Origin of the sequence: Mesorhizobium sp. M0815, assembly GCF_040319995.1 — a bacterium.
GTDB lineage: Bacteria > Pseudomonadota > Alphaproteobacteria > Rhizobiales > Rhizobiaceae > Mesorhizobium.
Map to the genome: position 1 here is coordinate 20109 of NZ_JAMYOU010000022.1, position 12603 is coordinate 32711.

General features: G+C 60.9%; 13 protein-coding genes. 7 read left to right on the forward strand and 6 right to left on the reverse strand.

Annotated elements, in window-relative coordinates; genetic code table 11:
* Window positions 1-80 precede the first annotated feature (80 nt).
* The 5 genes from NKI01_RS22360 to NKI01_RS22380 all read right to left on the reverse strand — a co-directional run bounded on the left by NKI01_RS22360 (window position 81) and on the right by NKI01_RS22380 (window position 5275).
* Window positions 81-1082, reverse strand: coding sequence for an ABC transporter substrate-binding protein (locus NKI01_RS22360; RefSeq protein ID WP_352547393.1), 1002 nt, complete (start codon window positions 1080-1082; stop codon window positions 81-83).
* 215 nt (window positions 1083-1297) lie between these two features.
* Window positions 1298-2029, reverse strand: a complete 732-nt coding sequence (gene hutC, locus NKI01_RS22365) for a histidine utilization transcriptional repressor HutC (RefSeq protein ID WP_023716549.1) — start codon at window positions 2027-2029, stop codon at window positions 1298-1300.
* A 31-nt stretch (window positions 2030-2060) separates the two neighbouring features.
* Complete coding sequence (locus tag NKI01_RS22370; protein ID WP_023716548.1) at window positions 2061-3083, reverse strand: zinc-dependent alcohol dehydrogenase; 1023 nt, start codon at window positions 3081-3083, stop codon at window positions 2061-2063.
* Window positions 3084-3098: 15 nt separating this feature from the next.
* Entirely contained in the window at window positions 3099-4421 is a 1323-nt protein-coding gene (gene hisD / locus NKI01_RS22375; protein WP_352482878.1) for a histidinol dehydrogenase, read from the reverse strand.
* Between the two features lie 80 nt (window positions 4422-4501).
* Window positions 4502-5275, reverse strand: a complete 774-nt coding sequence (locus NKI01_RS22380; protein WP_023716546.1) for an SDR family NAD(P)-dependent oxidoreductase — start codon at window positions 5273-5275, stop codon at window positions 4502-4504.
* A 197-nt stretch (window positions 5276-5472) separates the two neighbouring features.
* On the opposite strand from NKI01_RS22380, the gene NKI01_RS22385 reads away from it, so the two are divergent.
* Entirely contained in the window at window positions 5473-7533 is a 2061-nt protein-coding gene (locus NKI01_RS22385) for a N,N-dimethylformamidase beta subunit family domain-containing protein (protein ID WP_352590449.1), read from the forward strand.
* A gap of 55 nt (window positions 7534-7588) precedes the next feature.
* Here NKI01_RS22385 and NKI01_RS22390 read toward each other — a convergent pair whose 3' ends face one another.
* Window positions 7589-8443: an SDR family oxidoreductase gene (locus NKI01_RS22390; RefSeq protein WP_352964624.1), complete on the reverse strand. Its 855-nt coding sequence runs from the start codon at window positions 8441-8443 to the stop codon at window positions 7589-7591.
* A gap of 194 nt (window positions 8444-8637) precedes the next feature.
* Between NKI01_RS22390 and NKI01_RS22395 the strand changes: the two genes are divergently transcribed.
* The 6 genes from NKI01_RS22395 (at window position 8638) to NKI01_RS22420 (ending at window position 12603) form a co-directional block, all read left to right on the forward strand.
* Window positions 8638-8925, forward strand: a complete 288-nt coding sequence (locus NKI01_RS22395; protein ID WP_352964626.1) for a winged helix-turn-helix transcriptional regulator — start codon at window positions 8638-8640, stop codon at window positions 8923-8925.
* A 280-nt stretch (window positions 8926-9205) separates the two neighbouring features.
* Window positions 9206-9559 (forward strand): hypothetical protein, encoded by a 354-nt coding sequence (locus NKI01_RS22400; protein WP_023716542.1) that lies wholly within the window; start codon window positions 9206-9208, stop codon window positions 9557-9559.
* 103 nt (window positions 9560-9662) lie between these two features.
* Window positions 9663-10025, forward strand: coding sequence for an ArsR/SmtB family transcription factor (locus tag NKI01_RS22405; protein ID WP_352715972.1), 363 nt, complete (start codon window positions 9663-9665; stop codon window positions 10023-10025).
* Window positions 10006-10524 (forward strand): SRPBCC domain-containing protein, encoded by a 519-nt coding sequence (locus NKI01_RS22410; protein ID WP_352715975.1) that lies wholly within the window; start codon window positions 10006-10008, stop codon window positions 10522-10524. The genes NKI01_RS22405 and NKI01_RS22410 overlap by 20 nt, the downstream gene beginning before the upstream one ends.
* A 344-nt stretch (window positions 10525-10868) precedes the next feature.
* A complete protein-coding gene (locus tag NKI01_RS22415; RefSeq protein ID WP_352493877.1) occupies window positions 10869-11285 on the forward strand; it encodes a hypothetical protein in 417 nt (138 codons plus the stop codon).
* Between the two features lie 103 nt (window positions 11286-11388).
* A complete protein-coding gene (locus NKI01_RS22420; RefSeq protein ID WP_023716538.1) occupies window positions 11389-12603 on the forward strand; it encodes a glycosyltransferase family protein in 1215 nt (404 codons plus the stop codon).

Here is a 12603-nt window from a genome sequence, read left to right on the forward strand (position 1 = left end):
GCCCCGGTGCTGCGTGAGACGGGCTTGGCTTGGTCGCACGCTGCTCGGACATTTGCGTCACCACCGCGAGCCGGCCCTCGTCATTTCGCGGCCTTGACGAATGACGGGTCGATCATCTGCTCCGGCGTCACGTCCGCCTGAAGCAGCCCGGCGTTCTTGGCGGCCGCCTCGACATCGGCGAATGTCTTGGTGGAAAATTCGCCCGTCAGCGCATCCTTGTTTTCGGCGAGAGTATAGTAACGCACGCCATCAAAGGCGGTGTTGAGGTCTTCGACGCTCGAACCGACCGCCTTGGAGATGATCGCCCGGCCGTCGGGCGTGTCGGCGTTGTAGGCCTTCAGGGCCGCATCCCAGGTCTTGATCATGGCAAGCACCTGGCCGGGACGCGACTCGATCACCTCATCGCGCACCACGAACACGTCGCTGATCAGGCCGGGATCTTCGCCCGCGGTGAAGAGCAGCTTGACATCCTTGTTCTGCGCCCTGGCCGCGGTGAGATAGGGCTCATAGGTAACCGCGACCGGCACCTGGCCAGCGATCAACGCACTGCCGGCATCCGCCGCCGGCATCGGAACCGGCTGGACATCGGCGATGGACATGCCGTTCTTGGCCAGCGCGTATTTGAGCAGGATGTCGCTCGTCGTGCCTTCCTCGAAAGCGACCTGCTTTCCCTTGAGGTCTGCGACGGACGCGATGTCCTTGCCGGCGATCATGGCGTCCGCCGTCATGCTGACGTCGAGCAGAAGCACGATCTTCACCGGCAGGCCGGCCGCAACCATGCCCATGGCCGTGTGGGTCGCGATATTGGCGGCATCGAGCTGGCCGCTGGCCAAGGCGGCGTTGATGTCCTTGTCCTCGGCGAAGTTCACGATCTGTACGTCGGACAGCCCGTTTGCCTTGAACAGACCCTTGGCTTCGGCGACGTGCCACTGGCCGTAGCCAAGCCATGGCTCGATGCCGATCTTGAATGTTCCTGCCTCAGGCGTCGCCGGAATGGTTGTATCGGCCGCGTAGGCCGCCGGGGCGAACCCGACGGCAGCAACCATAACGAGTGCCCGAAATTGTCCTGCTAGGTTACGCATCGTCTTGTTCCCCTTGATGATCAGGCCGCTTTTTTTGAACCAAACATCCGGCCTGGTGAGAATGCGGGCTTCTGCTCTTGCGGCACCGTGCCTCGGCATCTTAGCGTCAGTTCAACCGAAGTGCGACGACACTTCAACGTCAGCAACAGCGGATGTCAAGGCTAAATACATACATGCATATACAAGTCAGACCTCTCTGAATCGCTTCACTGCGATCAGGTTTTTTTGGACGGAGAATACCGACTGCCAAGCGAGTAGCGGCTTCCAACGTAAGTCAGCTTGCTGATCGTGGCAACGACGGCGCCCGTCCATGTCCGGCGATGCAGAAGCAGGCAGCAGCTGCCGGCATCGATGCCCAGATGCCGCGCCGTTTCGGCATCGGCAGGGGTCGCCGAAATGATATGCTCGACCTCCGTCACCGGGGTTTTCTGCATGAGATAGTCGTAGGTTGCTGTCCTGGAAAAATCCTGCTTGTCATAGTCGGGTATCAGGCCCGGGTTGACGAAGCGCTCTTCCAGTTGCACAGGCAGGTCGTTCTCGAAGTTGACGACAATGGAATGATAGATCGACGCGCGCTTTGCGAACTCGAACGAAAGCGCGAGTTCCTTTGTCGGCATGATCTCTTCGAGGACGATAACCGCGGAGCGATGCCTGTTTCCCCGCGCGACAATTTCCGCTGCGATGTTGTTGATTTCGATCAGTGCGGATTGCGGTCGAGGTGGCGCGATGAATGTGCCGACGCCCTGGAGCCGGATCAGAAAACCCGCAGAGGTCAACTCCCGCAAGGCACGATGGACCGTCATCCGAGACACGCCGAGTGTCGCCACGAATTCATTTTCGGACGGCAGCTTCCGATCCTTGCTCCATCGCCCCGTTCCGATGTTCGTCAGGATGTAGTCCTTGACCTTCTCGTAAAGAGGGCTGGCGGTGTCGGGCAAAGAGATCATTTCAAAAATCCTTTCCGGCAATGTTCGGAAATCACACGCGCCCGGCAGACCGCATCCGGATGATTGTTTTCAAGCCATCGCCCTGCCCCGCCAACAGCCGCTCATAGGCTGCGGGAACATCATCCAGACCGATCTCGCGGTCGATCAGTTCGACCATGGGCTCGGTCAATTCGCCAAGCATCCGGATGGCGTCGGGAAGCTCATCTGCAAAGGCGTGGCATCCCAGCAATGTGATTTCGCGTTCAACCAGGATGTTGGGATCGATATCGAGGCGCCCATGGAATATGCCGACCATCGCAACGATGCCGCCGGCATCGAGAACGCCGAGCAGCTGGCTGAGTGCTGCGATGCTGCCGGTCGCTTCGACGGCAGCGAGCAAGGGGGCATCCGCGGTCGCCGCGGCAATGGCGTCCCGGTTCAAGTCGACGATGCTGGCGTCTGTCACCCGCGCCACCCGGGCGCATCGGCCAGGGTTGCGATCGGCGACGAGCACGGTACCTGCGAAGGTTCGAGAGAGCAGCAGCGCGGCAAGACCGCCAATGGTGCCGCAGCCGACGACAAGAACGGAGCCGACCGTTTTCGGCAGACGCCGCACTGCATGCAACGCTACAGCCAGCGGCTCGGCCATCGCCGCGACCCGTTCGTCAAGCGCGGTATCGACGACGTGCAGCAGGCGTGCGGGCAGGACCGCTTGTTCGGCAAATCCGCCGTCGCATATTTCGCCAACAAAGCCCAGCGACGTGCAAAGATGCCGCCTGCCTGCATGGCATTGCGCGCACTCTCCGCACCAGAAGCGGGAATCGGCGACCACTCGGTCGCCAACAGCGACGGTGTCCACGCCCTCGCCGATGGCGATCACCGTGCCTGTCAGTTCATGGCCTGCCGTCGAAGGCGACCGGCTTATCCACTGGCCCGTGCGGAAGTTGTGGAGATCGGAACCGCAGATGCCTGCGGCATCGACCCTCAGCTTCACCCAGCCCACCTCGGGAGCGCCTGGCGCGGCGATATTCTCGACGCGCAAGTCGCCGGGTCCATGGAGTCGTGCCGCCCTCATCATCATCGTTTCCGCTCAGCCGGCGAGATAGCGATCGCGGATCTCCGAAACCGCGTTCTCGTGCGAGCTGAACCCTTCGTAACGGGCGAGCCTGCGGGCATGCAGTGCGAGTTCCGGATAGGCGGCCGAGGTCACATAGCCGACTGATGATCTCTTGACGAAATCCGTCACAGAAAGCGGTCCGAAGGTTCGCGCCCACCGGCTGGTCGGCAGCACCGCATTGGGCCCGAGGACGAAGTTGGCGAGGGTCACCGGGGTATGCGGCCCCATGAGGATCTCGGCGGCTTCTGTGATACGTCCGAGATGCGCAAATGGCTCCGTTGACAGAATCTCGAGATGCTCCGGCGCATAGTCGTTGATGAAGCGGTAGCTGTCCTCCAGCGATTCGGTCAGCACAATACCGCCGCGTTTTCCGGTGAGCACGGCGCGCGAGAACTCCACGCGCTGTTCGGTCATCCGGGACCAGTGTTCCGGTATCGCAATCAACGCGGCTTCGGCGACCTTGCGGCTGTGCGTCACCAGATAGGCGGACGAATCCGGCCCGTGCTCGGCCTCGATCAACAGGTCAAGAGCGGCCAGGCCGCCGTCGATGCTGTCATCGGCAAAGATGATCGCTTCGGACGGACCGGCGGGGAGACCCGTGTTGACGATCGGGGACAACACGCTCTTTGCCGCCACTACCCACGGGCTCCCCGGTCCGACGATCTTGACGGCGGGCTTCACAGTCTCGGTTCCATAGGCGACAGCGGCAACCGCATGGGCGCCGCCGCACTTGTACACGGTCTCCACGCCGGCGAGGCGGGCGGCAACCAGCGTCGCGGCATCGACGGAACCATCCGAAGTCGCAGGCGTCACGATCGCGATCTGCGGAACCCCGGCAATCACCGCCGGAACCGAGGTCATCATCGTCACCGAGGGGAAGGCGCCTTTGCCGCGCGGAACATAAAGCGCAACCGAAGCGATCGGTGTGTATCGGTCACCCGCATAGGCGCCAGGCCGAACTTCCTTGAGCCACATCGTCTCCGGGCGCTGCTCCTCGTGGAAATGCCTTATGTTCTCGATGCCAAACCGGATACTCTCCACGACATCCTTGTCGACCTTGTCGAATGCCGCATCGAACTCCGCTTCCGAAGCTTTCAGTCCACCGTCGGCAACATCGGCTTTGTCGAGCTCGCGCGCAAACCGGAGCAAGGCCGCGTCACCTTCATTCTTGACGGCCTGGATGATTGGACGGACCTTTTCGATGAAGGAAGACAGATCTCCTTCGGCGCGTTTAAGTAAATTGGCGCGCTGATCGACACTAAGGGATGACAGGCGGTGGAAGCTGACGTCAGACATGGCGGCTCCTTTTCTTAGTACGCAATCACGGTTAGCGCTTGTCGATCACTTCTGGGACACGTCTTCAGTCCCTGAAGCCTTCAAATCGATGCGAGAAAGCCTCCATCCACGGGAATGGACTGGCCCGTTATGTAGGCTGCCGCATCCGAAGCGAGGAACACCGCGATTCCGTGCAGGTCCGAGAGATCACCAAAACGGCGCTGCGGAATCTTGGCGAGCATCGATTGCTGCCATGCCTCGTTGCTGTAGAACACGTCTGTCATCGCTGTCCTGAAATAGCCAGGCGCGATGGCGTTGACCCGGATCCCGAGATCGGCCCACTCCGCCGCAAGCGCCCGCGTCATGCCGAGGAGGCCTGATTTCGACGAGCCGTAAGGCACCGCCGTGGGAATCCCGACCTCGGAGGTCAACGAGCAGAGATTGATAATGACGCCGGGCCGTCCGGCGTCTCTCATCTGCCGCGCGGCGGCTTGGGCGCAGAAGAAGGCGCCTTTGAGATTCGTATCGACAATCCTGTCCCACAAGGCCTCGTCGACATCGAGCGAGGGCCGGACCTCTTCCACACCCGCATTGTTGACGAGAATATCGAGACCTCCGAGCAGGCTGCCGGCCTCGGCTGTCGCCGCCCGGCATTGGTCGACATCGGTGACGTCCAGGGCGATGGCATGCGCGGCCCCGCCGGCAGTGCGGATGGCGGCCACCGTCTCCTCGAGCGAGGCCACGCTGCGCGCCGTGATCGCGACGTCGGCGCCGGCTGCGCTGAGCGCCTCGGCGATGCTGCGCCCGATGCCACGGCTTGCGCCGGTTACAAGCGCCTTCCTGCCTGACAGGTCGAAGAGAGATGCGTTGCGCATGTCATCCTCCTTGGTAATGTCGCGCTTGGACCGATCGCGTCGAGACTATCCGAATGCAGCTTATCTATACAAGCATGTACATCATGGCGGTAGTGCGCCATGCGGAACTTTGCTTGTCAGAGCGGCAGCGTATTGGCCGGCATCGGACGGGTCTGCGCGGTTCGCCGCAGCCCATCTGGAGTTCATCGGGAGGATAGATGAAGCGCGCAGTAGACCACGACGCGATGAGCGTGGTTGGTTATACCACCCCCTGGAGTGCCAAAGCAGGCCAGCAGATCAACCTCAGCCTGTCATGCGATCGGCCGATAAAGGCCACACGAATTTGCCGACTCGACAAGCCGGCTCCGGAATTTCTGGCCTGGCCCATCGAAGCGGTGGGTGAACCACGGCATCGGCATTTCGACCAAGGGTCGTTCCTGTTCGTGCGAGCCGGCGAACTGGCCAAAGTACAAGCCGTCCACGGCATTCGTTTTGAGCTGTTCCTCACGCGCAACGGAGGTGCGCGTACGATCCTGGAAGCAGGCGCCCTCAAGCTGCGCCTCCGCGACGGCGCATTTGCCCTGGAAATCGGCGGCGAAACCTTTGTCGAGAGGAAGGCGCCAACTGGTGTGTGGCTCACTGTCGAGTTGGATCTGCGGCAGGAGCAGCCGCGTCTGCGGATCAAATCGCATGATCTCCTCGCGCCTTACGAACTTCGTGAAGGTTTTGGCAGCCCTGCGCGGAACCTTCAAGCGCACGGCATCCATTTCGGCGCAAGTGCTACTCACCACGAACCTACCCTCAACGCGAAATTTGCCGCGATCCGGCTCGAGACACCGCAGGGGACCATTGCCTGGGATTTCCCGACGCTGTTACCAACGCAGCCGATCCTGTCGTCGGGCAGAGCAGATCCGCTGCTCCTCGATGTGATCAATCAGCCAGCCTTCTGCATGACTTCGGCACGCTGGGACGGATCGAGCTTCGAACCTCGCTTCGTGCCGTCGCACTACGACGCTATCCATTGCCACGACGACGACATCGGCCCGCTTGAGTGGCCGGCATCGCACTGCGTGACAATCCCTGAAAACGCACGCCCAGGCGTCTACGCGTTCCAGATCGAATGGGAGGATAGCTACGAACGCGTGGTGTTCTTCGTCACCTCATCACAGGTTTCGTCGCCGCTGTTGTATCTCGTGCCGACGGCCACCTATCTCGCTTATGCGGACGAATATCTCCCAGATCATCTTTATGAATGGAAAAGCGACGACCGGGGACATCGCTTCGCGGTCGCCAACAATCTGAAGTCTCTTTACGACTACCACTCCGACCTTAGCGGCGTTTCTATCTGCTCCTACAAAAAGCCGAAAGTGACGCTCAGGGACGATTACGATTATCCCCTCTGCGGCTGCCCACACAATTTGCCGGTCGATCTGCACTTCCTCCGATTCTGCCACGACAATGGAATCGTGTTTGACGTCATGACCGATCATGATTTGCACGAATGCGGTATAGACGGTCTGCGTGGACACCAAGCGGTCGTCACCGGCAGTCATCCCGAATATATGTCGATCGAGATGGAGCAGGCGCTGCGGCAGTTTGTGGCCGAAGGCGGCAGCATCGCCTATCTCGGCGGAAACGGCTTCGCCGCCACTGTGGCTTTCAAGGACGATCTGATGGAGCTGCGGCGCTCGCCGCTGGAGGCCGGCCGCACGTGGGACGGCCCGGTCGCCGAACAAGCGCTGTCGATCACCAACGAACCAGGCGGCTATCTCCGCTCCCGTGGCCGCGGCGAATTCTCGCTGATCGGTGGCGCGATCTCACTGATGGGATTCGAAGGCGCACGCCCCTTCACGCGCACTGACGAAAGCCATGAAGCAGGATGCGCATGGCTGTTCGAAGGCGTTGAAAATGCGACCTTCGGTTCGGACGGCATCGTGCTGGGCGGTGCCGCGGGCTACGAAGTGGATGCGACGGATCCAGCCCTCGGCACATCCGCGGACACCGTCGTGATCGCGCGTGCGACGGGATTTCCCGACAGCTTCTTCCAGGATCCGACGCGCTGGTGCGAGGGCGGGGATACGCAACGCATCGCCCGCCGCTGCGCCGAAATGACCCTGCGAAAGCTCGCAGCAGGCGGCTTGATCTTTTCGGCAAGCTCGGTTGCCTGGTGCGGCGCGCTGCCAGCCGCAGGCGCCATGAACGATGTCGGCAGGATCACGTTTAATCTGCTTAACCGCCTCGGCGCGACGAAAGGAGAACCCGGCCGAGAAAATCGATAAGCTGATTGGTCTCATTACGAGAAAGACCGCATCCTCAAGTCGCTGAGCCCAGCCTTCAACCGCGCAATGCGGCCGCGACGAGGCTTTGCATCGAAGTGGTCGGACGACCGATCAGCCGCCCGAGGGCGCCTCCGTCATCGAACAACGCTCCGCGTGAGGCTGCGGCGTCGGTATCGGCCAGAAGCGCAGCGAGGTCGGCCGGCAGCCCGGCCCCCGCCAACACATCCTGATAGGCGGCTTGGGAAAAATCGTTGTAGGCGATAGCCTTGCCCGACTGCCGCGAGACCTCCGCCGCAAGCTCGGCGAGCGTAAAGGCTTGGTCTGCGGCGAGCTCGTACGTCTTTCCCGCATGGTCGTCGGTCGTCAGCACCACGGCTGCGGCCTCGGCATAGTCCCGCCGCGCTGCGGACGAGAAACGCCCGTCTTTCGCGGCGCCGACGAAGGCGCCGTGCTCCAGAGCCGCCGGAAGCGCCAGCAGATGGTTCTCGGTGTACCAGCCATTGCGCAGGATGACGGCGGGAACGCCCGAGTCCGCGATGACCTCCTCCGTCTGCCGGTGCTGGATTGCGAGCGTTGCGGAAGACGTGTCGGCATGCAGCATGCTGGTGTAAGCGATCAGCGAAACTCCGGCGCGTTGGGTTGCCTCGATCACCGCCCGATGCTGCGGCAGGCGGCCGCTGACCTCGGTCGACGAAATCAGTAGCAGTTTCTGGACGCCGGCGAAGGCCGGGGCGAGCGTGTCGGGACGGTCGTAGTCCGCCTCCCTTACGATCACACCGAGCTCCGCCAGATCGCTGGCCTTTGCCGGATTGCGAACCGCCGCGACGATCCGGTCGGCGGGAATGGTCTTCAGCAGTGCCGCGATCACGAGACGGCCAAGCTGTCCTGTTGCTCCAGTTATTGCATACATCGTTCAGTCCATTTCGTGGTTGTGTGATTGGAGAGCCTTCGAATAGCGGCCATCGTTACCATTGGAAACCACGTATCTTGCGGTTACCGCCATTTTCCGGTAACCAACTGGAAACTCCTCGAGAAGGGTGTGCGATGGTTCTCAAGGCGCGAAAGAAGGTGAAGGCTCCCCCCGGCTGCCCCATGTCGAGATGCATGGCGCTGCTTGGCGGCTGCTGGACACCCGAGGTGCTCTGGTCCCTGAGCGAAGGCCCGCGTCGGTTCTCGGAACTCCGCCGCGATATCCCAGCCGTTTCGGCGAAGGTACTGACCAGCAGACTGCGGGATCTCGAGGAGCGCGGCGTCCTCGGTCGCAACGTGATGGCGACCTCGCCGCCGACGGTGGAATATGAGCTGACCTCGTTGGGGCAGGAGCTGCTGCCGGCTATCAGGTCTATCGTGGAGGTCGGGTCGCGCCTGCTGCACGGTGATTCTGTTCTTTAGAGAATCGCGAGCACATCAGAGAATCGCGAGTTTGTGGCGTCGACACTACTTTCGGCCTGCGCTTAACAGCGAGGATGACGCTTGATGTGCGTGTTGATCTGGTGGTGGAGCAGTTCCGCCCGCCCAGGTCAGCGTTCAAAATAGATGGCCAACCTTAGCCTCGGGTCATCATTTCGGACTGAAAGATACGGAGCGCCAAAGGGTGGTAATGCGCAGTGACTTGGGCCCTCCAGGAGTCTAAGCTAGCATGCTTCTGCCACCACGAAGAAAAAACCGCCGCATGCCCCGCTTTCTTGCCGTCTACACCATGAAGCCCGAAGACCTCGCCCGCTTTCGCAGCCTGCCTAAGCCCGAGCAGGATACGATTGATGCCGTCGGCTTACAGCTGTGGGCGGACTGGGAGGAGAGAAATGCCGCATTTTTCCCCGATCGCGGCGGCATGGTCGGTAAGACGAGGCGCGTTACCAGGGACGGCATCGCCGACGCCGTGAACCCTTTCTGCGGCTATATTGTCGTCGAGGCCGATACCATCGATGCCGCCGCCCGCCTGTTCGAGAACCACCCGCATTTCACCGTCTTCCCAGGAGACGGCGTGGACATCATGCCCTTCCTCACCGACCCTGCTCCGACTTGAACATCCGCTAATCGCTTGCGATTTCCAGAAGGGGCGGCCGGCAACGCAGCCCACTCGGCCTCCGCTTGCACGCCGCCAGCCCGTCTGTTAAATACTGAACCATATGGTTCAGTATTTAATGCCCCACCTCGATGCCTCATTCGCCGCGCTCTCGGACGCCACCCGGCGCGGCGTTTTGGAGCAACTCGGACGAGCAGACGCCTCGATCACGGACCTTGCCGAAAAGTTCCACATGACCCTCACGGGCATGAAGAAGCACGTCGGCATCTTGGAGAAGGCGGGGCTCGTCACCACGGAGAAGGTTGGGCGCGTGCGGACCTGCAAGCTTGGCCTACGCGCACTGGAGGAAGAGGCGGCATGGATCGAGAGGCACCGCCAGCTCTGGGACGCACGCTTCAACGAGTTGGACAAGGTTGTCGAGGAATTGAAACGGAAGGAGAAAGTCGATGGACGAAACAAGAGCTAGTGAGCCCACCCCCATGCAGAACCGCACGATGGTGGAACGGAAGTCCGACCGGGAGCTGGTCGTTACGCGAACCTTTGACGCGCCGGCACGCACCATGTTCGAGGCTTGGACCAAGCCCGAGCTGTTCATGCGGTGGTGGGCACCGAAGTCGATGGGCATGTTCCTGCGTTCCTGCGAGATGGATGTTCGTGTCGGGGGCAGGTACCGTTTGGTATTCGGCCACGATGCCTCAAACCCTGACGAGTTCTTCGGTAGGTATATCGAAGTGACACCGCACTCGCGCCTCGTCTGGACCAATGACGAAGGTGGTGACGGTGGACCCATCACCACGGTGACCTTCGAGGAAAAAGGTGGCAAGACGCTGCTGGTCATGCACGAGCTCTATCCCTCAAAGGAAGCTCTCGACGCTGCCGGCACCGGGGCGGCGGATGCGATGGGCGAGACGTTCGAGCAACTGGACGAGCTTCTCGTCACGCTAGGCGCGAGCGTGCGACGGTGATGAAGTCGTCGATCTCCCGGTCGGCAGCCTGGATCTTCAACTAGGCGGAAGAGAACCCCGACGAGATCGTCGCCGCCCTCTGTGAACCTACGAGGCCAATCATCAAACTCATTGAGGTTTCGCCAACTATCGGGACCAATCGAGTGATTTTCGCACCTCGCGACGTTCGGCGACGCGCTCAGGTCGTCTCAAAAAGGACCGTCACCGCCCCAGCTAAGGCATTAGCCAGAGGCCATAGCGATCGACAAGTAACCGGTGTTGCACACACTCTGCCGCAGGCGGTGTGTTGTGAGCGCTGGCGTCCACTCGATTCCTGCCGAAATTCCGGCTAGCTTGGGCGATAGATGGCTCAGTTCTGGTCGGTGAATCATAATCAGACCGCCCGTCAAGAGATTGATGGGCAGCACTTTTGGTCCCCCAAGACCGAGAGCAATGGCGCGCGAAATGAGTTCTACAACAACATGCGCCGTGCGACGCCCGGTGACCCTGTCCTTTCGTATACCGATCAAGCAATTGACTATATGCGCAGGATAGCGGAATTCGCTTTCACCGCTCGGAAACCAATCAAGTTCGGAGAGGCCTTATTGGAATCAAGAGCGATGACTTCTGCCGATCTTTTGGACACCGCTTTCCCCTTCGATCCATCCCAAAACAACAACAGGGAGTCTCGACCCGCTCCCGCCGAGGCGATATTCGCCAATCCATCTAGTTTCGGACTCAGGCAATCAGAAAGTTATCTGACAGGCATTCCACAGAAGTAATACAAATTGAAAATCGCGGCCTCATGTTTCAAAACCAGGATGGTTTCGAAGCCGGCGGGTCGCTCACGGTCCTCAAAGCGAGAATTCTAAGAGACGTTCAACAATGACCCAGCACGCAGAAAACGCTCGAATTCTCATGTACAGCCACGACACGTTCGGGCTCGGCCATTTGCAGCGCTGCCGGACTATCGCGCATTCGCTGGTCGAGGATTTCCGCGGACTTCAGGTGCTTATCATTTCGGGTGCGACTATCGCTGGCGCCTTCGACTACCGCGCCCGTGTCGACTTCGTGAAGATCCCCAGCGTCATCAAGCTGCGCAACGGCGAATACACCTCGCTGGAAAAGGACATCGATCTGCATGAGACGCTAAGGATGCGCCAGTCGATCATCCGCCATACAGCTGAGACCTTCCGGCCGGATATCTTCATCGTCGACAAGGAACCGCTCGGCCTGCGCGGTGAGATCGAGGACACGCTGTCCTACCTCAAGACGCGGGGCACCACTCTCGTGCTTGGCCTGCGCGAGGTAATGGATGCGCCGCATCTGCTCGAAGCAGAGTGGGCACGCAGGGATGTGATGCGCAAGATAGGCCTGTTCTACGACAAGGTCTGGGCCTATGGCCCGCCGGATTTCTACGATCCGTTGACCGGCTTGGATGTGCCGCCGGCTGTCAGGGCAAAGATGAGGTTCGTCGGTTTCCTGCAACGGAGCCTGCAGCGGAACGAGTTGCCCGGCCACCGGCCCGAGGGCGACTATATCCTCGTTACTACCGGTGGCGGCGGTGACGGCGCCGAACTGATCCACGACGTCATCGATGCCTATCAGCAGGATCCGCAATTGCAGCATAGGGCCCTGATCGTGCTTGGGCCTTACATGCCGGCGCGCAAGCGCAACAAGCTGCTCAAGAAGGGGTCCAAGATCCCCTACATCAAGATCATCGAGTTCGACAACCGCATGGAAGACCTGATTGCCGGCGCCAAGGCGGTAGTGGCGATGGGCGGTTACAACACCTATTGCGAGATACTGTCTTTCGACAAGCCGGCGCTGATCGTGCCGCGCGTCGAGCCCCGCCAGGAACAACTGATCCGCGCTCGGCGCGCAGCCGAACTTGGCCTCATCGAGATGCTTTTGCCGGAGGAAGCCAAGGATTCCCAGCGGTTTGCCGATGCACTGGTGGCGCTGCCGGACCGGCCCCACCCATCACAGAGCAATCCGCATCTGACGCTGGAAGGGCTGCCTCATATTTCCGAAATCGTCGCGGAACTGCTCGACCGGCGGGCCGGCCATCACCTTTCGGTCATTGAAGGAATGACCTGA

What these genes read in the sequence shown, in the direction of transcription:
- NKI01_RS22390 (WP_352964624.1), bottom strand. Translation starts at nt 8,443, where the DNA reads ATGTATGCAATAACTGGAGCAACAGGACAGCTTGGCCGTCTCGTGATC.
- NKI01_RS22370 (WP_023716548.1), bottom strand. Translation starts at nt 3,083, where the DNA reads ATGAGGGCGGCACGACTCCATGGACCCGGCGACTTGCGCGTCGAGAAT.
- NKI01_RS22420 (WP_023716538.1), top strand. Translation starts at nt 11,389, where the DNA reads ATGACCCAGCACGCAGAAAACGCTCGAATTCTCATGTACAGCCACGAC.
- NKI01_RS22415 (WP_352493877.1), top strand. Translation starts at nt 10,869, where the DNA reads ATGGCTCAGTTCTGGTCGGTGAATCATAATCAGACCGCCCGTCAAGAG.
- NKI01_RS22360 (WP_352547393.1), bottom strand. Translation starts at nt 1,082, where the DNA reads ATGCGTAACCTAGCAGGACAATTTCGGGCACTCGTTATGGTTGCTGCC.
- NKI01_RS22380 (WP_023716546.1), bottom strand. Translation starts at nt 5,275, where the DNA reads ATGCGCAACGCATCTCTCTTCGACCTGTCAGGCAGGAAGGCGCTTGTA.
- hutC (WP_023716549.1), bottom strand. Translation starts at nt 2,029, where the DNA reads ATGATCTCTTTGCCCGACACCGCCAGCCCTCTTTACGAGAAGGTCAAG.
- NKI01_RS22405 (WP_352715972.1), top strand. Translation starts at nt 9,663, where the DNA reads ATGGTTCAGTATTTAATGCCCCACCTCGATGCCTCATTCGCCGCGCTC.
- NKI01_RS22395 (WP_352964626.1), top strand. Translation starts at nt 8,638, where the DNA reads ATGGCGCTGCTTGGCGGCTGCTGGACACCCGAGGTGCTCTGGTCCCTG.
- NKI01_RS22400 (WP_023716542.1), top strand. Translation starts at nt 9,206, where the DNA reads ATGCCCCGCTTTCTTGCCGTCTACACCATGAAGCCCGAAGACCTCGCC.
- hisD (WP_352482878.1), bottom strand. Translation starts at nt 4,421, where the DNA reads ATGTCTGACGTCAGCTTCCACCGCCTGTCATCCCTTAGTGTCGATCAG.
- NKI01_RS22410 (WP_352715975.1), top strand. Translation starts at nt 10,006, where the DNA reads ATGGACGAAACAAGAGCTAGTGAGCCCACCCCCATGCAGAACCGCACG.
- NKI01_RS22385 (WP_352590449.1), top strand. Translation starts at nt 5,473, where the DNA reads ATGAAGCGCGCAGTAGACCACGACGCGATGAGCGTGGTTGGTTATACC.